Origin of the sequence: Campylobacter sp. IFREMER_LSEM_CL1097, assembly GCF_025772225.1 — a bacterium.
Lineage (GTDB): Bacteria > Campylobacterota > Campylobacteria > Campylobacterales > Campylobacteraceae > Campylobacter_D > Campylobacter_D lari_D.
The window spans coordinates 115,931-136,287 of record NZ_JAKMRT010000003.1 but is presented as its reverse complement, the minus strand read 5'-3'; the positions used below and the strand labels follow the sequence as shown (position 1 = coordinate 136,287).

23 protein-coding genes are annotated in these 20,357 nt (G+C 27.7%); 8 read left to right on the top strand and 15 right to left on the bottom strand.

The annotated features are described in order from the left end of the window. On the bottom strand, positions 1–419 hold a 419-nt coding region (locus tag L8W64_RS02215), incomplete at its 3' end, for an NAD(P)-dependent oxidoreductase (RefSeq protein ID WP_263672776.1). Between the two features lie 107 nt (positions 420–526). On the opposite strand from L8W64_RS02215, the gene L8W64_RS02210 reads away from it, so the two are divergent. The 6 genes from L8W64_RS02210 to L8W64_RS02185 all read left to right on the top strand — a co-directional run bounded on the left by L8W64_RS02210 (position 527) and on the right by L8W64_RS02185 (position 5,383). Then, positions 527–2,467 carry a VacB/RNase II family 3'-5' exoribonuclease gene (locus L8W64_RS02210; protein WP_263672775.1) on the top strand — a complete coding sequence of 647 codons (1,941 nt, stop codon included), beginning with the start codon at positions 527–529 and terminating at the stop codon, positions 2,465–2,467. Continuing rightward, positions 2,460–3,425 (top strand): DNA polymerase III subunit delta, encoded by a 966-nt coding sequence (holA, locus tag L8W64_RS02205; protein WP_263672774.1) that lies wholly within the window; start codon positions 2,460–2,462, stop codon positions 3,423–3,425. Before L8W64_RS02210 ends, holA begins: the two co-directional genes overlap by 8 nt. 90 nt (positions 3,426–3,515) lie before the next feature. Next, positions 3,516–3,890: a 30S ribosomal protein S6 gene (gene rpsF / locus L8W64_RS02200; protein WP_133318789.1), complete on the top strand. Its 375-nt coding sequence runs from the start codon at positions 3,516–3,518 to the stop codon at positions 3,888–3,890. Positions 3,891–3,893: 3 nt separating this feature from the next. After that, complete coding sequence (locus tag L8W64_RS02195; RefSeq protein WP_133318788.1) at positions 3,894–4,424, top strand: single-stranded DNA-binding protein; 531 nt, start codon at positions 3,894–3,896, stop codon at positions 4,422–4,424. Positions 4,425–4,434: 10 nt separating this feature from the next. Then, positions 4,435–4,695 carry a 30S ribosomal protein S18 gene (gene rpsR, locus L8W64_RS02190; RefSeq protein WP_039618521.1) on the top strand — a complete coding sequence of 87 codons (261 nt, stop codon included), beginning with the start codon at positions 4,435–4,437 and terminating at the stop codon, positions 4,693–4,695. Between the two features lie 52 nt (positions 4,696–4,747). Further along, on the top strand, positions 4,748–5,383 hold the full coding sequence (locus L8W64_RS02185; protein WP_263659084.1) for a MarC family protein: 636 nt from the start codon (positions 4,748–4,750) through the stop codon (positions 5,381–5,383). On the opposite strand, the gene L8W64_RS02180 is transcribed toward L8W64_RS02185, so the two are convergent. The 5 genes from L8W64_RS02180 to fliW form a co-directional block, all read right to left on the bottom strand. Next, positions 5,376–5,690, bottom strand: a complete 315-nt coding sequence (locus tag L8W64_RS02180) for a hypothetical protein (protein WP_263660089.1) — start codon at positions 5,688–5,690, stop codon at positions 5,376–5,378. The two genes, L8W64_RS02185 and L8W64_RS02180, sit on opposite strands and share 8 nt — an antisense overlap. A gap of 98 nt (positions 5,691–5,788) precedes the next feature. Beyond that, entirely contained in the window at positions 5,789–6,517 is a 729-nt protein-coding gene (locus L8W64_RS02175) for a prepilin-type N-terminal cleavage/methylation domain-containing protein (protein ID WP_263664416.1), read from the bottom strand. After that, on the bottom strand, positions 6,501–6,797 hold the full coding sequence (locus tag L8W64_RS02170) for a hypothetical protein (RefSeq protein WP_263664415.1): 297 nt from the start codon (positions 6,795–6,797) through the stop codon (positions 6,501–6,503). The genes L8W64_RS02175 and L8W64_RS02170 overlap by 17 nt, the downstream gene beginning before the upstream one ends. Continuing rightward, positions 6,794–7,522, bottom strand: a complete 729-nt coding sequence (locus L8W64_RS02165; protein ID WP_263659080.1) for a pyrroline-5-carboxylate reductase — start codon at positions 7,520–7,522, stop codon at positions 6,794–6,796. Before L8W64_RS02165 ends, L8W64_RS02170 begins: the two co-directional genes overlap by 4 nt. After that, complete coding sequence (gene fliW, locus L8W64_RS02160) at positions 7,522–7,917, bottom strand: flagellar assembly protein FliW (RefSeq protein ID WP_012661666.1); 396 nt, start codon at positions 7,915–7,917, stop codon at positions 7,522–7,524. The genes L8W64_RS02165 and fliW overlap by 1 nt, the downstream gene beginning before the upstream one ends. 176 nt (positions 7,918–8,093) lie before the next feature. Here fliW and bamD point away from each other — a divergent pair, with 176 nt between their 5' ends. Together bamD and lon are read left to right on the top strand one after the other, a co-directional pair. Beyond that, a complete protein-coding gene (gene bamD, locus L8W64_RS02155) occupies positions 8,094–8,750 on the top strand; it encodes an outer membrane protein assembly factor BamD (RefSeq protein WP_133318782.1) in 657 nt (218 codons plus the stop codon). Then, a complete protein-coding gene (gene lon / locus L8W64_RS02150; protein ID WP_263672772.1) occupies positions 8,750–11,128 on the top strand; it encodes an endopeptidase La in 2,379 nt (792 codons plus the stop codon). Before bamD ends, lon begins: the two co-directional genes overlap by 1 nt. 10 nt (positions 11,129–11,138) lie before the next feature. Here the strand turns inward: lon and L8W64_RS08965 are convergent, their stop codons facing one another. From L8W64_RS08965 to L8W64_RS02105, 9 genes are all read right to left on the bottom strand, one after another. Further along, positions 11,139–11,873 (bottom strand): methyl-accepting chemotaxis protein, encoded by a 735-nt coding sequence (locus tag L8W64_RS08965; RefSeq protein ID WP_412174898.1) that lies wholly within the window; start codon positions 11,871–11,873, stop codon positions 11,139–11,141. 652 nt (positions 11,874–12,525) lie between these two features. Further along, positions 12,526–13,017 carry a PAS domain-containing protein gene (locus tag L8W64_RS02140; protein ID WP_263659078.1) on the bottom strand — a complete coding sequence of 164 codons (492 nt, stop codon included), beginning with the start codon at positions 13,015–13,017 and terminating at the stop codon, positions 12,526–12,528. Between the two features lie 85 nt (positions 13,018–13,102). Continuing rightward, the gene (locus L8W64_RS02135) at positions 13,103–13,594 is read right to left on the bottom strand and encodes a PAS domain-containing protein (RefSeq protein WP_133318778.1); all 492 of its coding nucleotides are present in this window, start codon (positions 13,592–13,594) and stop codon (positions 13,103–13,105) included. 43 nt (positions 13,595–13,637) lie between these two features. Then, the gene (ilvA, locus tag L8W64_RS02130) at positions 13,638–14,849 is read right to left on the bottom strand and encodes a threonine ammonia-lyase (RefSeq protein WP_263662534.1); all 1,212 of its coding nucleotides are present in this window, start codon (positions 14,847–14,849) and stop codon (positions 13,638–13,640) included. Then, positions 14,846–15,214: a CoA-binding protein gene (locus L8W64_RS02125; RefSeq protein WP_263672779.1), complete on the bottom strand. Its 369-nt coding sequence runs from the start codon at positions 15,212–15,214 to the stop codon at positions 14,846–14,848. The genes ilvA and L8W64_RS02125 overlap by 4 nt, the downstream gene beginning before the upstream one ends. A gap of 74 nt (positions 15,215–15,288) precedes the next feature. Then, positions 15,289–16,461, bottom strand: a complete 1,173-nt coding sequence (locus L8W64_RS02120; protein WP_263659077.1) for an MFS transporter — start codon at positions 16,459–16,461, stop codon at positions 15,289–15,291. A gap of 13 nt (positions 16,462–16,474) precedes the next feature. After that, positions 16,475–16,798, bottom strand: a complete 324-nt coding sequence (locus L8W64_RS02115; RefSeq protein WP_133318774.1) for a MarR family winged helix-turn-helix transcriptional regulator — start codon at positions 16,796–16,798, stop codon at positions 16,475–16,477. A gap of 803 nt (positions 16,799–17,601) precedes the next feature. Beyond that, positions 17,602–18,639, bottom strand: coding sequence for a tRNA (uridine(54)-C5)-methyltransferase TrmA (gene trmA, locus L8W64_RS02110; RefSeq protein ID WP_263672770.1), 1,038 nt, complete (start codon positions 18,637–18,639; stop codon positions 17,602–17,604). After that, on the bottom strand, positions 18,640–20,352 hold the full coding sequence (locus L8W64_RS02105; protein WP_263660972.1) for a Na+/H+ antiporter NhaC family protein: 1,713 nt from the start codon (positions 20,350–20,352) through the stop codon (positions 18,640–18,642). Positions 20,353–20,357 lie beyond the last annotated feature (5 nt).

Here is a 20,357-nt window from a genome sequence, read left to right as displayed (position 1 = left end):
TGTCTTACAGTATGACCTGGAGCTTTAGGAGCTATCATAATCACATCTATACCTTTTGGAGCAACAATTTGTCCATAATGGATATTAAATCCATGTGCAAATGCTAGAGTTTTACCTGCTTTTAATTCAGTTTTAATTTCTTCATTAAAAATTTCACTTTGAATTTCATCAGGAGCTAAAATCATAATCAAATCTGCTTCTTTAGTAGCTTCTTTTACACTTTTTACTATAAAATTTGCTTTTTGAGCTTTTGCCCAACTTTGCCCACCCTCTTTTAAGCCTATGATCACTTCTACACCACTATCTCTTAAATTCATAGCATGAGCATGACCTTGAGAGCCAAAACCTATAATAGCTACTTTTTTTGATTTTATTAAATTAATATCACAATCTTTATCATAATAAATTGACACAGCCATTATGCACTCCTAAAATTAAAATTAAAGCAAAGATTATAACTAAAAAATATAAATTTAATCCTTTTATGATAAAATTTAAGTTTTGAAAAATTACTATAAAGAGTATTATGAAAGAATTATTTAATCAACTAAGCTATGGTCTAAATGCTGATGAAATTACCAATAAAAGCAAGCAAATCATTAGAGAGTTGCTAACTTGCGATATCATTAAATTTTATAAAAACAAATACTATTTAAAAGATGGCTTTACTTTTGGTAAGATTGATATTTCAGCTAATGGAACGGGATTTTTAGAAAGTTTTGATCCTGTTTTTAAGCGTGATTTGCTCATAGAAAATAAAAATTTAAAAGGAGCAAATTATGCTGATATAGTTGTGGCAAAATTACTTCCTCTTAAAAAAAAGCGTCCAAGTGCTAAAGTTATCTTAATACTTAAAAGAGCCCATGAAACTTCTTTGGTTATAACTAAAAAATACGGCGAAGCAGTCCTTGGAGTAAATATTCAAACAGGACTCACATGTGCCTTAAAAGCCTCTCAAAAATCCTTAAAAACTCTACCTTTAGGAACTATTTTAAAAATAGAAAATCATGATAATAATATCACTGAAGTGATAGGGCATATTGATGATGATTTTGTAGATGAAAAACTTTCCTTAGCACTTTTTAATAAAAATGCAGTTTTTGATAATTTATGTGAAAATGAAGCAAGAGCTTATGGAAATGAAGTTGATGCGAGTATGTATCCATCAAGAAAAGATCTTAGAAATTTAAATTTTTGTACCATTGATCCAATTGATGCAAAAGATTTTGATGATGCAATTTATTATGATAAAAATGAGCATGCTATTTATGTAGCCATAGCTGATGTAAGTACTTATGTGCATGCTTATAGTGCTATTGATAAAGAAGCAAGATCGAGGGGTTTTTCGATTTATTTTCCTCATATTGCTATACCTATGTTACCAAGAGCTTTGAGTGAAAATATTTGCTCACTAAAACCTAATAAAGATAGATTAGCATTTTGTTTTAAAATAAGCTTAGATCAAAACAATGAAGTGATTAAAGAAGAGCTTTTTGAGGCTATTATCAACTCAAAACGCCGTTTTAATTACGATGAAGTTGATGAGTATTTACAAAAGCAAGAAGATTTAGGCGCAATCAATTGGCTTTATGAGGTTTTCAAAATCACTCAAAATTTACGAAAAAAACGATTAAAAAATGCTTGTGAGTTTAAAACCCAAGAGCTAAGAATGACTTTAGATGAAAATAATAAACTCACAAAAACACGCCTTGAAAATAACACTGCCTCGCATAATTTAATCGAAGATTGCATGCTTTTAGCTAATAAAGCTGCAGCAAAACTCATTGATATAGGAGTTTTTAGAAATCATTTAAATCCTGATTATAAAAAAATAGATCAATTGCTAGCTGATCTTTCAACACTTAGTATAGATATTAATCCTAAAAATAATGTCATAGAATTATTTAAAGACATTCAAGTCTTAGCAAATGAGCTAAATATAAGAGAAGAAGTAGATAAACTCATCATCAAAGCGCAAAAAAAAGCAGAATATTCTAGTGAAAATGCAGGGCATTTTGGCTTAGGTTTTGATAAATATACCCATTTTACAAGTCCTATTAGAAGATATTCTGATCTTATATTACATAGACTTTTAAAAGCTAAAATCAATAATGATGAAAAAATGTTTAATTATTTGCTTTTAAACATACAAAGCACTTGTGAGGAATTAAGCTTATTAGAAAGAGAAGCAGATAAAGTTGCTTGGCATTTCATGGATAGAAAATTTGCAAGATGGGCAAAAGAAAATATAGGAAAAAGATTTAAGGCTTTAGTGGTAGAAAATCAAAGTTCATTGCAAGTAAAATTAAATGATGAAATTAAGGGGGCTTTGATTACCATCATAGGTTCAAGGGCAAATTTATTAGAAAATATAGAAGTAGAAATCACTGAAGTAGATATTGTTAGTGCTAAAATTTTTGGCAAAATCACCAAGCATTTTAGTTTAGAAAGAAACCAAAATGTATAAAAATCAACTCCAAAGCTTACTTAATAGCAATAATTTTCCTAATTATTTCTTACTTTATGGAGCGGATAATTTCCAAATAGAGCTTTATACTAAATTTATTAAAGACAAATACTCTTTTGATGAGAGTTTAAGATTTTATTTTGAAGAATATGATTTTAAGCAAGCATATGATTATTTATCTAGCGCTTCCTTATTTAGCGAAAGAAAATTGCTAGAAATCAAAACTCAAAAGAAAATCCCAAGTAAAGAACTCAAGCAACTTTTACAGCTTTGTCAAAATTCGCAAGATAATTATTTTTTACTTGAAATTTATGATGAAAGCTCCAAACAAAGTGAAGCGGAGAAAATTTTTGCTAATAATTTTTGTAGATTTTATAAAGTAAATTCAGCTAAGGAAGGCATGGAATTACTAGCTTTAAAAGCTAAAGAATTAAATATTAACATTACTCAAAATGCCCTTTATGCTCTTTTTTATAATTTTAATGAAAATTTATATTTAGCGGCTAATGAGTTAAATAAATTTAGTGGTCTAAATATCGATGAAAAAATCATCCAAGAGCATTGTTATAGTTTAAGTACTATTAATTTTGAAAGTTTTTTTGATAAATTAATGCAAAAAAAAGATTTAAGGAGTGAACTTGAAAATATTTTAGAAAATTACAATGAAATAGCATTGATTAATGCCTTATATGCAAATTTTTCTAGACTTTTTAAAATAGCTTTATATGTTAAAATTTATGGAAATTTAGACTTGAAAGAAATTTTAGGCTATGCTCCACCTATTTCTGTGGCACAAAATCTTCAAAAACAAGCTCTTATGATCAAAATATCACAATATAAAAATATCTTTCTGACACTTTGTAATTGCGAATATGAATTAAAAAAGAATTCTAAAATAGAAAAAAAAGAATTTTTAATCGCAACACTTTTACAACTTAGCTCCATATTAAAAAGTTAAATTAAGAAAACTTATGGTAAAATGAAATTTGCATTTTATGCAAAATCCTTGCCTAAAATTTTAGGCTTTATATCCATAAGGAGAAATTAAATGAGACATTATGAAGTTTTATTCATATTAAAACCAACACTTACAGAAGAAGAAGTAAGTGCTAAGTTGGAATTCGTAAAAGAAGTCCTTACAAAAAATGGCGCAGAAATTGAAAGCGTAGTTCCAATGGGAACAAGAAAACTTGCGTACAAAATTAAAAAATATGAAAGAGGAACTTATTTTGTGATTTATTTCAAAGCTCCTACAAATTTAATAGCAGAGCTTGAAAGGGTATTAAGAATCACTGAAGAAGTAATCAGATTTTTAATCGTAAAATATGAAAATAAAAAAGAAATTGCAGCTTGGGAAAGACTAAGCAAGGGTATCAAACAAAATAAAAAAGAAATTAAAGCTAGTGAAAGCACAGAAGGCTAATTAATGTTTAACAAAGTCGTTTTAGTAGGGAATCTTACAAGGGACATAGAAATGCGTTATGCTCCATCAGGTAGCGCAATAGGCTCTTCTGCTATAGCTGTAACAAGAAGATTTAGTACAAATACAGGAGAAAAAAGAGAGGAAACCTGCTTTATCGACATTAGCTTTTTTGGAAGAACTGCAGAAATTGCTAATCAATACCTTAATAAAGGTAGTAAAATTTTAATCGAAGGTCGTTTGAGATTTGAGCAATGGAGCGATCAAAATGGACAAAACAGATCAAAGCATAGTATTCAAGTTGAAAATTTAGAAATGCTAGGTTCAACTGTACAAAATAATCAACAAAGTAATTTTGAAAATCAAAATTATGGTTATAATCAAAATTTTAATCAACAACAAAGCTTTGATCCTTATGCTCAAGTACAAACTAGAACAAATTCATCTAATAATACCTATCAAAATCCTCAAAAGGAAGCCCCTATGAAGGAAATTGATATTGATAAATATGATGATGATACAGAATTACCATTTTAAAGGAAAAAACATGGCAGAAAAAAGAAAATACTCACGCAAATATTGTAAATATACTGAAGCTAAAGTTGATTTTATAGACTATAAAGATACAGCATTGCTAAAACATGCTTTATCAGAAAGATTTAAAATCATGCCACGCCGTTTAACAGGCACTAGCAAAAAACACCAAGAAATGGTTGAAGTTGCTATTAAGCGTGCAAGACATGTAGCACTTATCCCTTATATCGTAGATAGAAAAGAAGTTGTTACTAATCCTTTTGAAGGACTATAATTATTAAATCAAACCCAAGCTTTTTAAGCTTGGGAAAATAAAAGGTTGTTTTATGTTTTCAGATATAGAATCTGAAATTTATGTTATTTTACTTGCATCCGTTGCTATTATAGCAGTTTTAAATCCTTTTGGAAATCTTCCACAATTTATTGCAATGACTGAAGGTCTAGATGCTGATATAAGAAAAAAACTTTTTAGAAATATCATTTACACTGCATTTTGTATTGTTTTAGTTTTTTTACTTTCTGGACCATTTATCATGAAATATTTATTTAAAATAGATATTAATGATTTACGAGTTGCAGGTGGTTTGATTTTAATCATTATGAGTACAAAAAATCTACTTTTCACCCCATCAAGCACTCAATTTCAACACTATCAAGGATTAAGCCACAAAGAATTATTAAAAAAAAGCATAGTGCCAATGGCATTTCCTATGCTTGTAGGACCTGGAACACTTTCTACCATAGTAGTTATTTCAGAAGATCAAAATTTAGCTATAGCCATAGCTTCTGTATTACTTACTTTTGCTTTTATTTTTGCTTTATTTCACTTTTCAGCTACTATTGAAAAAGTTATCGGTAAGCTTGTGCTTTATGTTTTTTCACGCATTGCTTTAGTTTTTATTATGGCTATGGGAGTAAAAATGATAGCTATTGGAATTCAAACTTACATTCAATCTACCTAGGATAAATAAAAAAACTTTTTTGTAAAAACACTTCTTCATTTACTGCTTTATTAGTATTTAACAACACACTAATATTTACCACTATAATACTTTTTGCATGAATATACTTTGCAATTAATTTATTATTTTTACATTCACCCAAAGGATAAGCATAATCAATTCGTATTTTTGTATTATTATATTCAAAATTATATTCACTTAAACATTCTTTACCCTCCAAATAGGCTTGATATAAAAAATATTTAGCAAACTCTTTTGCATCATGAAGTAAAATATTTCCTTGGGTATAAAGCGTTAAATCTTTCATAATTCTTGGTGGATATGAAGAAATTTTTATTATAAACGCCATAATAAAAGAAATAAATAAAATAAAAAATATTGTATATATCATTGCAAATGATTTTTTCACAAAAGCATCCATTTATCTAAACATCTATTTTGAGTATTACTGCAAATTGTAATTTTTAATAACTCACCATCATGCTTGAAAATAAGTTTTGAAATATTTTGAGCTAATAAAAATACTTGTTTGTTGTGATTTAAATCATCAATTTGCATATAAATATTTTTATTTTTCAAATACACCTTAATATAAGCATATAAAATAGTATAAAATCCGCTAAAACTCTCATCAAAAAAATTGATTTTTTCTCTATCATCAACTAATATTTTATAGATTTTTGAATTTTTTATATCATAAATATACATATAATCACTAGTGTATATTTTCAACTTCTTCATACTATGCATATCTTTATAATTGCTCAAAATTCCTTCAGAAATTCCATTTTCTATAAAATGCAAATTACTTTTTGGGCTAAAAAAACTTCCATTATTTTCTAAAATAATACCACTGAAGTTTAATTTTTTTAATGACAAATCATAAAAAATATCATCATTTGCACTCATATAACACTCAAAAGAATTACTTGTAAATATTGCATTCAAGCAAGAATTATAAATTTTCTCCATGCTAAGTAAAGCTTGATTTAAATCAAAAAATATTTCACTAGATTTTTTAACATTAAAACTATAATTATAAATATACATAGCTGGATTAATTAAAATAGTAATCAAAATACCCAAAATAACAAGGCTTAACGCAAGTTCCAATAAACTAAAAGCCTTTTTCATCCACAAAAGCTTCTTTATAGGATAAATCTTTTATTTTTAAAGATTTGAGTTTAAATTCATCACTAGTGTATTCTAAAAAGTTGTAAGTATTTATATTTATCTCTTTTGCTTTATATGAAGGAATTTTCTTTAGCAATTCTTTTTCTTCATTAAAAAGGGTTTGATTTTGCCATATAACATTTAAAGATTTATTTGCAAATACAAGATAATAAGATCCAAAAATAAAAGATAAAATTACAATACAAAAAGCAAGCTCTAGGAGACTAAAAGCTTGCTTCATTTATTTAAACTTGCATTAAAAGCTTCAAAAAAGGCACCGCGTAAAGCTCTTTTTTCCAAAGCTTCAATTCCTTTTATAGTTACCCCTGCTGGAGAACAAATTTTTTCTTTAATAATAGCAGGATGAGCATGATTAAACAAAGCACTAAAGCTTTCAAAACTTGCGCGAGTAAGCTCATAACTAAGCTCATTTTTTAAACCATTTTTCACACCTGCATTAGCTAAACTTTCTGCTACCAAAGCTAAAAATGCAGGAGCACAACCACTCAAAACCATAGCTATATCAAATTCTTTTTCATTTTGCAAACTTATGGCTTTACCAAAAGTATTTAACAAAGATAAAATTTCATCTTTAAATAAATCTTTTTCCATTAAATAAGCAGTTGTAGAAGCTTTAAATTCGGCTGCTGTATTTGGCATAATTTTCACATAATTTTGTGCATCAATACAATGAAGCCGCTCAAAAGTAGTGTTTGCTAAAACCGAAATAAGCCATCTTGCCTTGCCTTTTAATTTAACAGCTACTTCCTCTAACGCATAAGGTTTAAAAGCCAAAATAATATTTTTATTATCCATATCAAACTCATCATATGATAATACTTTTAAATTTAAACCACTGGCTTTTTTTAAATCCCTAGCAACAATAACTACTTTATAAGTATCCTCTAAACCTTTAGCTATAGCACTTGCCATAGCACCATTTCCTAAAATATAAATTTCAGACATTATTTTGTTTGTTTAATAAAAGCTGAAATCTTTTCAGACTGAAAATAATTAGGATATTTGCTTGTATCTAAAATCACTTGCACTAAAGAGTTATTATCATAATTCATCACAACAGGTGCTAAAAAATTTACCGTAGATTCTTCTAATGGCTCATTAATAGCCACTATAACAAACACACCAAAATTAGTTTGCTCATTTAAAGCTAATAATTCTTGATAATAATCAGGCACTTCAAAATCATAATCAGGACGGATCATATAAGGATCAATCATCACAAAAGAAAAATCTTTACCATCAAGGCTTTTAAGTCTATAAAAAACCTCGTCTATTTTATAAAAATTCATATTTTTGGTATCTTCAAAACCTAAAATAGGACATTTAACTTCTAAGTTCATCTTGCCTCCTAAAATCTATTAACTAAGAAATTACAACTCATTAAGCAATTTTAGTTCCAATTTTAAAAATTACACTAATTAAGAGTTTTTGACTATAATTTTAGTTTTAAAAATTAACAATTTCATAAACATAAAAACATTATAATTACAATTATTAAATTTATTAAGGTAACACAATGAAAAAACTTTTTATTTTTTCACTTATTATTGCAGGTTTATTTTTAGGAGCATGTAGCTCGAAAAAAGCTGAAGATTTATATAATCTAAGTTCTATGGAATGGTATCAACAAATTATAAAAGATTTACAAGAAAAAAATCTTGAAGCAGCTGATAAACACTATACCTCAATGGCAGGTGAGCATATTGCTGATCCATTATTAGAACAAACTTTACTTATATTAGCTCAAGCTCATATTAGTGAAGAAGAATATGAAATGGCAAATTTTTATCTTGATGAATATTTAAATAAATTTGGTGATTCTAAAAATGTAGCTTATATAAGATATTTAAAAATCAAAGCTAAATTTGACTCTTTTGCTGTTCCAAATCGTAACCAAGCCTTAATGCTAAAAACAATAGAAGAAATCAAAGAATACAATCAAAACTATCCCAATGTACAATATAATGATTTAATCGATACTATGCTAACTAAATTTAATCTTGCAGTTTTTTACCTTGATACAAGTATAGCAGAGTTATATCAGAAAAAAAACAGAGAGCAAAGCTATGAGATTTATAAGCAAAAAATCGAAAATTCCGATTTTAATAAAATCGATATGATTAAACCAGAACTTCCATGGTATAGAAAAATATTTGAAGAAGGTATAATGTAATGAAATTAGAAAATACTCAAAACTATCCAACAAAACTTCCCATTCTTGTAGAAGATGAGCTTTTTTTATACCCTTTTATGATAACACCTATTTTTTTAAATGATATGCAAAATATTAAAGCCTTAGATACCGCTTTACAAAATGAAAGTATGATTTTTGTGGCACCATCAAAAATTGAAGGTGGGCGTGGCTTTGATGATATATATGATTGTGGTGTCATTGGGAGTATTATGAGAAAAGTTCCACTGCCTGATGGTAGGATTAAAATTTTATTCCAAGGATATGCAAAAGCCAAGATTGTTGAGAGAATTTCGGATGATCCTTTATATGCTTTAGTTGATTTAATTCATCAAGAGCCAATTTGTAATACAAAAAAAGAAGCTATTATAGAAGTAGTTAGAGAAAAAGCCAAAGCTTTATCGACTGTGAGTCATTATTTTCCACCTGATCTTTTAAGAACTATAGAAGAAGATGTCGAGCCTAGCAGAATTTGTGATCTAATATTAAATTCTATTAAAATCAAAAAACAACAAGCTTATGAATTTTTTATCGAAACTAATTTAGAAACTAAGCTTTTAAATTTAATTGATTATTTAGCTAAAGAAATTGAAGCAAATAAAATCCAAAAAGAAATCAAAAATAAAGTTCACTCTAAAATTGACAAGGTTAATAAAGAATACTTTTTAAAAGAACAACTCAAACAAATTCAAAGAGAGCTTGGAAGCGATATACAAAAAGAAAGCGAAGTAGAGGAATATAATAAAAAATTAGAAAAGAAAAAAGCTTTTATGTATGAAGAGGCTTATAAAGAAATCAAAAAGCAAATTCAAAAATATGAAAGAATTCATCAAGATAATTCAGAAGCTTCTATGGTGCAAACTTACATAGAAACGGTTTTAGATATACCTTTTGAGCACTCCTCAAAGAAAAAACTAAATTTAAAAGATGTATCTTTACAACTCAATAGTGATCACTATGCCCTAGAAAAACCAAAAGAGCGTATTGAAGAATACTTTGCAGTTAAAGAACTTTTAGAAAAACGCAAGATTAAAGATAGAGATGGTGCAAAAGTCATCTTGTGCTTAGTTGGCCCTCCTGGTGTTGGCAAGACTTCTTTAGCAAATTCAGTCGCAAAGGCATTAAAAAGAGAGTTAGTGCGCATAGCTTTAGGTGGTTTAGAAGATGTTAATGAACTAAGAGGACATAGAAGAACCTATATAGGAGCTATGCCAGGACGCATTATACAAGGACTTATAGAAGCAAAACAAAGCAACCCAGTAGTTGTGCTTGATGAGATTGATAAACTAAGTCGCAATCATAGAGGAGATCCAAGTGCAGTTTTACTTGAAATCTTAGATCCTGAACAAAATACTAAATTTAGAGATTATTATCTAAATTTCAACATCGATTTAAGCAAAATCATTTTCATAGCTACTGCAAATGATGCAAGTTTAATTCCACCTGCTCTAAAAGATAGAATGGAATTTATAGAACTTAGCTCTTACACTCCTCAAGAGAAATTCCAAATAGCCAAAAACTATCTCATACCTGATGAAATAAAAAAACATGGATTAAAAAAAGAAGAAATAAGCTTTAGTGATGATGCTATAGAATTAATAGTGAATGAATATACTAGAGAATCAGGTGTAAGAAATTTAAGAAGAAAAATTGCTGAAATTTGTAGAAAATGTGTTAAAAAACTTCTTTTAGAAAAAGATATTAAAAATATTGAAATTAATGATAAAAATTTAAAAGATTTTTTAAGTAAAAAAGTCTTTGAAATAGAAAAGCACGAAAAAGAAAATAAAATCGGACAGGTAAATGGACTTGCTTGGACTGCAGTAGGTGGAGATGTATTGAAAATCGAAGCCATTAAAATCAAAGGCAAGGGTGATCTAACTTTAACAGGGAGCTTAGGTGATGTAATGAAAGAATCAGCAAAAATTGCTCAAAGTCTTGTTAAGAATTTAATCGATGATGAACAAATTAAAGTCTCAAAGAAACTTTTCTACAAAGAAGATGAAAACATATACAATCAATACAATCTTCACATTCATGTACCAGATGGAGCCACTCCAAAAGACGGACCAAGTGCAGGCATAACTATTACCACAGCCATTGCTTCTATTTTTAGCGACAAGAAAGTAAAATCAAATGTTGCAATGACTGGAGAAATTGATCTAATGGGCAATGTTCTACCAATAGGTGGTTTAAAAGAAAAACTTATTGCTGCTTATAAAGCTGATATTAAAACAGCCATTATCCCACATAAAAACTATGAAAGAGATTTAAAAGATATTCCTGAAGAAGTAGTAAAAAATATGAAAATTATTGGGGTGAAAATTTTACAAGAAGTTTTAAAAATAGCTCTTATCTAAATTAGAAGCTTTAAGCTTCTAATTTATTCATAACTACTCTACTTTCATTTTCAAGTTCTCTTATATCATTAATAATAGAGTCATAATCTTCTTTTGATATATTGTCCTTTTTAGCTATTTTTATAGCTTTACTTGCCGCGCTTTGTATTTTCTCACTCTTAATCTCCATTTCATTTTGAGAAATTAAAGGACAGAAAATACTTTTTGCATCTTCATCTTTACATAAAGTTGAAATAGGATCTAGATTTTGAAGATTTTCTTGAGAACCATTTAGAGTTAAATAAACATCAGATTTATATAATATATGATCTATTTTCATTGCAGAAAGAGTTAAATCAGAAGCAAAATTAACAAATTCTTTTCCTAAATGAGAGCTTTTATCCTCTAATTCTTTAAATGCCTCACTAAAATCAGCAACTTTACTATCAGAAGAATTTGCAATATCAAATACTTTTTCGCTATTTTCTTGTATAGAAGCAATTTCTTGATTCATTACTTGAATTGCTAAAGTAATTTCACCTGTTGCTTTTTGTGTTTTTTCAGCAAGTTGTCTTACTTCATCTGCAACTACCGCAAAACCTCTACCATGCTCTCCTGCACGAGCTGCTTCAATAGCTGCATTTAATGCAAGTAGGTTAGTTTGATCTGCAATATCCCTAATTACCTCAACAATTGCATTGATACTCTGAGCATTAGATGCAAAAGTATTTACAGCATTTTTACTTTCATCGGCCACTTGCATCATTGATGAAATTGAATCCTGTAAATTACCTACTTCTAAACCATTTTTTTGTGCTGTATTTGAGATTATTCTAATATCACCAAAAACTTCTCTCATAAGTTTGATGATTTTATTTAATGCAGAAGACAAATCATTTAAATTTTTATTTTGACTATTTAAACTCAAGTCCATAAGTTCTCTTGATAAAGCATTTTTAAAAACAGATTTTCCTGTTTTTTCTATATCATCTAAAGCTTTATTAATAAAGTTAATATTATGAACAAAAATACCTTTTAAACCTTCAGGGATAGCTCTTCTAAAATATTCACCTTTTTGAGAACAAGCAATTGAAGTATTTATCTCTCTTAAATAAGCTTCTAAACCATCTATTGTATTATTAAGATTATCAGCAATTTCTTTTAATTTTTTATTAGCACATTTAATATATACAATTCTTGAATCAAAATTACCATTTTTTAACTCTCTACTAAGATGTAAAATCTTATCGCTAAATTGTTCTTCTTTTTTTAAAATAAACAATCCATATATAAATAAACAAAACAAAACTAAAAAGAAACCTAAGGAAATAAACTCTGCATAAAACAAAGAATTAATACAGGCTACTATGCTTAAAACTATACCAAGAAACAAAATATTTTTCATAAGAAATCCTTTTTTATTTTTGAATTTTCATCATTAGTTCATTATAGGTCACCCCATAAGATTTTACTATTGCTTTTAACTCTTCTATTCCAGATTTAATACCACCATCTTTTTCTTTCAACAAAAGAACTTTATAAATTTCTTCTATTGTTTTGATAGCTTCCATATTTGGTTTTCTTCTAACTGAATAATAATTTAAAATGTTTCCATTTTCATCACATGAAGCAGTTACATTAGCAAAAACCCAATAATAATCATTATATTTTGTTTTATTTTTTACAAAAGCAAAAACTTCTTTTTTAAGCTGAATGTTATCCCATAAATATTTAAAAACCGTTCTTGGCATATCAGGATGACGCATGATACTGTGAGGTTTGTATAAAATTTCCTCAATTTTATAATCAGAATATCTCAAAAAATCCTCATTTGCATAAATAATCTCACCTTTTAAATTAGTTTTTGATGTTATTAAAACATCCGAGGTTAGAATTTTTTCTGAAGACATAACACAATCTCCTTAGTTTAAAATTAAAATGGGAGTAATTATATCTCAATATAAAATAATAATTTATAAACAAAATTTATCAAATTCATCTTTGAAGCTCTAAAATTAATTGATTATAACTCATACCATAAGAATTAACTATCTTAACAAGTTCATCCACTCCGGCTTTTATACCATCTTTTTCTTCTATTTCTAAAAGAATTTTATAAACTTGCTCTATGGTTGATATTGCCTCTCTTTTAGGTTTTCTTCTAACTGAATAATAATTTATAATATTTCCTTGTTCATCAAAAGAAGCTGTAACATTAGTAAAAACCCAATAATAATCATTTTGTTTGGTTTTATTTTTAACAAAAGCAAAAATTTCTTTTCCATCTTGTATATAATCCCATAAACATTTAAAAACAGTTTTTGGCATATCAGGATGACGCACAATATTATGAGGTTTATATAAAATTTCCTCCATTTTATAACCCGCATATTTTAAAAAATCATCATTAGCATAAATAATATCCCCTTTTAAATCTGTCTTAGAGGTTATTAATGTATCTGGTTCTAAAATTTTTTCTTGCGACATTTTTTTCCTTATAATTTATTTACAAAATATTATATTTCATTTATCATAAAATTTCATTGAAATTAAAACCTTTGTCATAAAGTATCTTTCTGACTAATTCTTGATGTTCTTTTCCTTTTGTTTCCAAAGTAATTGAAATCATCGCATCACCATACTCTAGCTTAGTGGAAAATCTATCATAATCAATTTTAACTATATTAGCTTGAGCTTCTTTTATAGCATCACTCAAAGTACTCAAAGCTCCTGGTTTATCAACCAAAGTAACATTGATAAGCATTTTTCTAAAAGCTTTAAACAAACCTTTTTCTATGATAATATTTAACATTTGTACATCAATATTTCCACCGCTTAAAATCACGCCTATTTTTTTATGATTTTTTAAATCTATTTTTTTATGTAAAAGTGCAGCAACTGCTGATGCTCCAGCACCTTCAACTGTGATTTTGTGTTTTTCAAGTAAATACAACACCGCATTAGCTATTTCTTCATCATCAACTTGAATAAAATCATTAACACATTCAAGAATAATATCAAAATTAATTTTATTTACATCACGCACCGCAATACCATCAGCTATGGTTCTCACAGCCTTTGAATTGATTATTTTTTTACTTTTAAAACTCTCATACATAGCAGGAGCTCCTTTAGCACTTACTCCAATAACTTTTATATTAGGATTAATCTGCTTAGCAGCACTCGCCACTCCACTAATCAAACCTCCACCACCAACTGGAGCTAAAATCATATCTAAATCACTTATTTCATCAAGCATTTCAAGCATTAAAGTACCCTGCCCTGCTATAATACTTTCATTTTCAAAAGGATGAATAAAATTTAAATGATGTTCTTTAGCATAATTTAACGCATAAGCATAAGCCTCATCAAAATTATCTCCTTTTAAAATCACTTTTGCACCTAAATTTTTAGTTGCACTTACTTTTAGCAAAGGTGTAGCTTCAGGCATAACAATCACAGCTTCTATCCCAAATTTTTTAGCACTAATTGCAACTCCTTGTGCATGATTTCCAGCGCTTGCAGCTATTACACCTGCTTGCTTTTGTTCTTTACTTAAATTAGCAATAGCATTATAAGCACCTCTGATTTTATAAGCACCTGTTTTTTGTAAATTTTCACATTTTAGAAAAACATCAGTATCTAAAAACTCACTTAAAAAAGAAGAGTGCACCAAAGGGGTTTTTAATACAAAATCTGCAATTTTTTGCTTTGCTTGATAAATTTTATTTAACTCAATCATGATTTACCTTTTTTATCTAATTCTACTTTAATACAACGATCTTGAACGCAATTTATACCAAATTTTTTACATTTTTGCATTATTTCATCATTAATAATACCAAGTTGCATCCAAAAATTTTTAACATTTTTAGCTAAAAGATCTTCAAAAATTTCATTTGCGTAACTTGCTTTTCTAAACATTACAACCGTGTCGATTTCAAAAGGAATTTCCCTTAAATTTCTATAAACTTTCTCGTTTAAAATAAAATCTTCTTTAGGATAGATAGGATAAATTGTATAAGATAAATCTTGTAAATATTTGCTTACAAAATACGAAGGTTTTTCTTGATTAGGACTAAGTCCTATAATGGCGATATTTTTCATAGAACTTAGTATTTTATGAGTATCACACAATGCTTTTTCCTTATTTTAAAAAAAGCATTGTATCTAAAATAAAATTAACAAAAAGTTTTTTTAACTATTAATAAATAATATAAAACAAGAGCAAACAAAACAAGTACAGCACAAAGTGCATAGACATTAGCAAAACCTATACTTGGTTCAACAATACCCAACAAATAAGGACTAACTCCTATGCCAAAATCCAAAGATAGAAAAAAAGTAGAATTAGCTAACCCCATTTTTTCTTTAGGAGCTAGTTTGATAGCCAAAGCTTGTGCACTTGAAGTAGCATTTGCATAACCTAGTGCACAAAATATACCAGCGATAATAATCATATAAAAATTTTTTGCAAACGCAAGTAAAAGTAAACACAATATAAAACTAAATAATGAAAAAATTATTACAATATTAGCTCCATGTTTATCAAATACCTTTCCAGCAAGAGGTCTAAAAACTATAGAAAATCCGGCATATATTACAAAAAACATAGATCCAGCAAAGCTTAAATTTAAACTTTGAGTATAAGCACTCATATAAGCTATAATAGCTCCAAAAGGACATGCGATCAAAAAAGTAATCAAAGCCAAATTTAAAACTGATTTTTCAAAATAATTATAAATACTAAATTTTCTTTTTACATGATAATGTTTTTTAAATCTTCTTACTTTTAAAAAAATTGATAAAACTAATGCAAAGATAATACTCACACTTGCAATTAAAAAGCTTAGTTGAAATAAGTTGATAGAGTCAAGTTTTATGGCCAAAAAAGGCCCTAAAGCTGAAGTTAAAACAACACTCGTAGCATAATACCCTATACCAATTCCTCTTTTATTACTAGGTATTATTCTAGCAATAGCTGCTCCACAAGCACAAGAACAAATTCCATAGCAAACTCCAGCTAAAAAGCGTATCAATACCAAAAAATACACATTATAAAATTTCAAATACATTAAATTAATAAAAAGATAAAATAAAAGTGAAAATATAATCACTTTTTTTATATTAATACCATCAATAATAGAACCAAAATAAAGTCTAGAAAGCAAAGCACCTATAACAAAAGCACCCATTATAAGTCCTGCGGTGCTAGTTTGAAGATTTAAAACACCCAAAACATAATCTGTACTAGAAATAGTACTCATATAAAAAACAAGACAAATAACAAAATTTATCCCAAAAATACAGAAAAAATTTATATTAAATAAATTATATTTCTTACTAAGACCCATGAAAAAACCTTTCTTAAATTTTTTCATTGATATAATCAAGTAATTTTAAAAGCACTTCTTGATCTTGTTCATCTAATATATCTAAGATTTCTTTTTCATATTTTCTTATACAAACATTTGCATCAAAAAAAATTTCTTTACCCTTGGCACTTAAAGTAATGATCTTTTCTCTTTTATCATCAGCTTTTAAAAACTCTATATATTCAAGTTTTGCTAGTTTGGAAACAACTCTAGAAAGTATAGCTTTATCCATTTGATAAAATTCACATATTGGAGCTAAAGTGCTATTTTGATGATGGCTTAAATAAACAAAAACTCTCCAATCACTTGATTTCAATCCAAATGGCTTTAAAATTTCATTGACTTTATAGAGTATTTTTCTATTTGTATAAGTAATTTTTTGAAAAAATATGAGAAATCCTTTGTAAAAATTAATTGATTAAATCAACTATTTTAATAGTAACAAAGATTACATAAATTCTAACTTATATAAGTTTTTTCCTTAAATACATTCTGCATTTAAGATAAAAAATATCAAAAAATTAAAGCTTGTAACTTTGTTATAATATTTTAAATTTACAAATATTTGTAGTATTGACAAACTCAAATTAGCTTAGATTAAACTATGACATTAGAGACTTTATTTATACTAATAAAACTTGCATTATTATTTTATAATGCTTAATATAATTTAACATAAGTCAATAAATTTTACCACTGAGTATTGTAAAATATTAAAAATTATCGCAATAAAGGTTGTAATCATGATCGATATTTATCCTTATATACTAATAATACATTTATTTTGTGCTATATTTTTTATAGGATTTTTATTTACCGATGTATTCTTATTAAGAAAATTAAATTTGGATATAAAAAATACAATTAAAATAATGCCACCTATTGTATTGATTTTATTTCTTAGCGGTTTATATTTAGCTCATTTTCACTTAAATTCATTAAATTGGATATTTATTTGCAAAATATTCTTTGCTTTATGTATTTTTATATTAATACTATTTTCTCTTTTTTATAAAATAATCTTAAAAAAACAAAATCCTTTTCATGCATATATTCACCCTATTGTATTTATTTTTACTATAATTATTGTAATATGTGCAAAATTAATGTTTTATATTGTTATTTGATTTTCAAATAAACACCACATTCAAGATGATTTGTGTTTGCAAATTGATCAAAAAATGCAAATTTGGATATTTTATGAGTTTTGCATAATTTCTCAAGGTTTTCTTTTAAAGTGATAGGATTGCACGATATATAAATGATATTTTCATAATTTTTAATAAGTTCAATCACACTTAAATCAAGTCCTGCTCTTGGAGGATCAACTAAGACATGAGATATTTTAAAACCATCTAATTCTATGTCTTTTAAGCGATTAAATTCCCTTTCTTTTTTCAATGCTTGACTTAACTCTTCGCTAGAAAGCCTTGTAAAAGTTATATTTTCAATAGAATTTAAAACGCAATTTTTTAAAGCAAACTCAATATTTTTCTTAGAAATTTCAGTTGCTAAAACTTTTTTAAAATTTCTTGCTAAAGCTATGGTAAAATTTCCATAACCACAATAAAGCTCTAATAAATCTTGCTTAAAATCACTCTCTACACAAGATACAACCCATTCGATCATCTTTTCATTAATAAAAGTATTGGGTTGGATAAAACAATCATTATTAAACACATATAAAAATTCATTTGTATTGATATTTAAAATTTGTCTTAAATTTTCTCCATTAAATACAAGTTTTTTACCCTTACTTCTTGCTATGAGCTTGAGATTTAATTTTTCTGCTAATTCTTGTAAATCTTGTGTGATTAGCTCTATATTTTTATGGAAAAGTAAAGTTATACTTAAATCTAATTTTGTAGCTAAAAACTCTACTCCAAAAAGCTTTTCTTTTAAATTTTCATTTAGATTATTTAATAAAATAGGCATATATTTTTGAATTTTTTCATCTGCTATATCAAAATTTTCAATAGGAATTTTTTTCTTATTTTCAAACATTGCATAAGAAATTTTCCCATTTTCATGATGATATATAGAAAATTCCGCCCTAGTTCTATAAGCTTTTAAAGGTGATTTAAAGCACTGAATTTCTCCATCATATAAAGAAGAAAACAATGCTTTGTTTAAAGCAATTTTTTCTTCAAAATGCATTTACGCATCTACCTTTTTGCCAACCACAAAAAGTAAAACTATCATAGCTAAGATTCCAAAAACAAGTCCTAGCCACACATTAAGTCCTAATGCTACCGGTAAATAACCACAAAGTATACTGATAGCACAAACACTCAAAGCATAAGGCATTTGTGTACTAACATGAGCTAAAAGATCACACTTACTTCCCATAGATGAAAGTATAGTTGTATCAGAAATTGGTGAGCAATGATCTCCAAAAATAGCTCCTGTTAAAACCCCTGAAATATTAATAATCATATATTGGTGTAACTCTGCTCCGCTTAATTCATTATGAACCCCAACAGCCATAGCTAAAGGAATAGCCAAAGGCATTAAAATACCCATAGTTCCATAACTAGTTCCCGTTGAAAAAGAAATAATAGAAGCAAAAATAAAAATTGCTGTAGGAAGCAAATAAAGAGGTGTTTTATCTGAAAATAAGTCAATTAAATATTTAGAAGTTCCCAAATCTTTAATCACAGAAGCTAATGACCATGCACAAAGTAAAATAATCACAGTCATAATCATAGTTCTCCAGCCATGAGTCCAAACCGCAATAGCTTCTTTTAAAGTAAATATTTTTCTATACATTCCCAAAATAATAGCTACTATGGTAGCTAAAAGTGCTGCTTGAAACAATACAACTGAAGCATCAGCTGCGCCAAAAGTCTCTCTAAAAGCAAATAAACTAAGCGGTGCTGCATCAATTTGTGCTTTAACACTCACATCATCTAAGGCATTATAACCACTAAAATAAAAACCTATAAATGAAAACACGATCAAGACAGCTAAAGGTATAATAGCATTAGAAGCTTGCAATTTTACATGCTCTTTTGGCTCTAAAACTTTATCTTCTATATTATCAATTTGCTCATGACCATGAGAAAATTTACCCGCTCTAGCTCTAAGTTCAGCTTTTAACATAGGTCCAAATTCCCTACCTGTATAAATAGTCAAAACAACAAAAATCAACATAAAAAGATTATAAAATCTATAAGGTAAGGTTTGTACAAAAATTTCAAAAGCGTTAATTTCTTCTTTTACTACACCTAAATGTGCAAAAGTTGCATTATCAATTAGATCATATCCGCTGCGAATTAAAGAAATTTCAAGTCCTATCCAAGTAGAAATGATAGCAAGACCGGTAATTGGTGCTGCAGTTGCATCCATTATAAAAGCAAGCTTTTCACGGCTTACTCTAAATTTATCTGTTACCGGACGCATGATAGGACCTACGATTAATGAATTGGCATAATCATCAAAGAAAATAAAAATTCCCATACACCAAGTAGCAAATTGTGAGCTTTTTGCTTGTTTAGCTTTAGTAGAAAGCCAAAGAGCTACTGCTTTTGTCCCCCCTGTTTTGGTAATAAGAGCTACAACACCACCTATAGTTAAAACTTGCAATAAAATTCCTGCATTACCCGGACTTGCCATGGCATTTACCACTTTGGAAATAAACCCTGTAAAAGAAGCAATGATAGCATGGTAAATACTATTTTCAATAAGTCCTAACATAAAAGTACCACTTAATGCACCAATAAATAACGAAAGTACTACATCTTTAGTAACAAAAGCTAAAATAATAGCTATCACTGGTGGTAAAAGCGTCCAAGCTCCAAAAAGTTCTGCATTTGCTTGTGCATCAGCAAATAACAACAAAGGAGCTAATAATAAATAAAAAATTTTCATAATTA

Coding starts and splice junctions, on each gene's coding strand:
- L8W64_RS02210 (WP_263672775.1), top strand. CDS start 527: ATGAAAGAATTATTTAATCAACTAAGCTATGGTCTAAATGCTGATGAA.
- holA (WP_263672774.1), top strand. CDS start 2,460: ATGTATAAAAATCAACTCCAAAGCTTACTTAATAGCAATAATTTTCCT.
- rpsF (WP_133318789.1), top strand. CDS start 3,516: ATGAGACATTATGAAGTTTTATTCATATTAAAACCAACACTTACAGAA.
- L8W64_RS02195 (WP_133318788.1), top strand. CDS start 3,894: ATGTTTAACAAAGTCGTTTTAGTAGGGAATCTTACAAGGGACATAGAA.
- rpsR (WP_039618521.1), top strand. CDS start 4,435: ATGGCAGAAAAAAGAAAATACTCACGCAAATATTGTAAATATACTGAA.
- L8W64_RS02185 (WP_263659084.1), top strand. CDS start 4,748: ATGTTTTCAGATATAGAATCTGAAATTTATGTTATTTTACTTGCATCC.
- L8W64_RS02180 (WP_263660089.1), bottom strand. CDS start 5,690: ATGAAAGATTTAACGCTTTATACCCAAGGAAATATTTTACTTCATGAT.
- L8W64_RS02175 (WP_263664416.1), bottom strand. CDS start 6,517: ATGAAAAAGGCTTTTAGTTTATTGGAACTTGCGTTAAGCCTTGTTATT.
- L8W64_RS02170 (WP_263664415.1), bottom strand. CDS start 6,797: ATGAAGCAAGCTTTTAGTCTCCTAGAGCTTGCTTTTTGTATTGTAATT.
- L8W64_RS02165 (WP_263659080.1), bottom strand. CDS start 7,522: ATGTCTGAAATTTATATTTTAGGAAATGGTGCTATGGCAAGTGCTATA.
- fliW (WP_012661666.1), bottom strand. CDS start 7,917: ATGAACTTAGAAGTTAAATGTCCTATTTTAGGTTTTGAAGATACCAAA.
- bamD (WP_133318782.1), top strand. CDS start 8,094: ATGAAAAAACTTTTTATTTTTTCACTTATTATTGCAGGTTTATTTTTA.
- lon (WP_263672772.1), top strand. CDS start 8,750: ATGAAATTAGAAAATACTCAAAACTATCCAACAAAACTTCCCATTCTT.
- L8W64_RS08965 (WP_412174898.1), bottom strand. CDS start 11,873: ATGATGCAAGTGGCCGATGAAAGTAAAAATGCTGTAAATACTTTTGCA.
- L8W64_RS02140 (WP_263659078.1), bottom strand. CDS start 13,017: ATGTCTTCAGAAAAAATTCTAACCTCGGATGTTTTAATAACATCAAAA.
- L8W64_RS02135 (WP_133318778.1), bottom strand. CDS start 13,594: ATGTCGCAAGAAAAAATTTTAGAACCAGATACATTAATAACCTCTAAG.
- ilvA (WP_263662534.1), bottom strand. CDS start 14,849: ATGATTGAGTTAAATAAAATTTATCAAGCAAAGCAAAAAATTGCAGAT.
- L8W64_RS02125 (WP_263672779.1), bottom strand. CDS start 15,214: ATGAAAAATATCGCCATTATAGGACTTAGTCCTAATCAAGAAAAACCT.
- L8W64_RS02120 (WP_263659077.1), bottom strand. CDS start 16,461: ATGGGTCTTAGTAAGAAATATAATTTATTTAATATAAATTTTTTCTGT.
- trmA (WP_263672770.1), bottom strand. CDS start 18,639: ATGCATTTTGAAGAAAAAATTGCTTTAAACAAAGCATTGTTTTCTTCT.
- L8W64_RS02105 (WP_263660972.1), bottom strand. CDS start 20,352: ATGAAAATTTTTTATTTATTATTAGCTCCTTTGTTGTTATTTGCTGAT.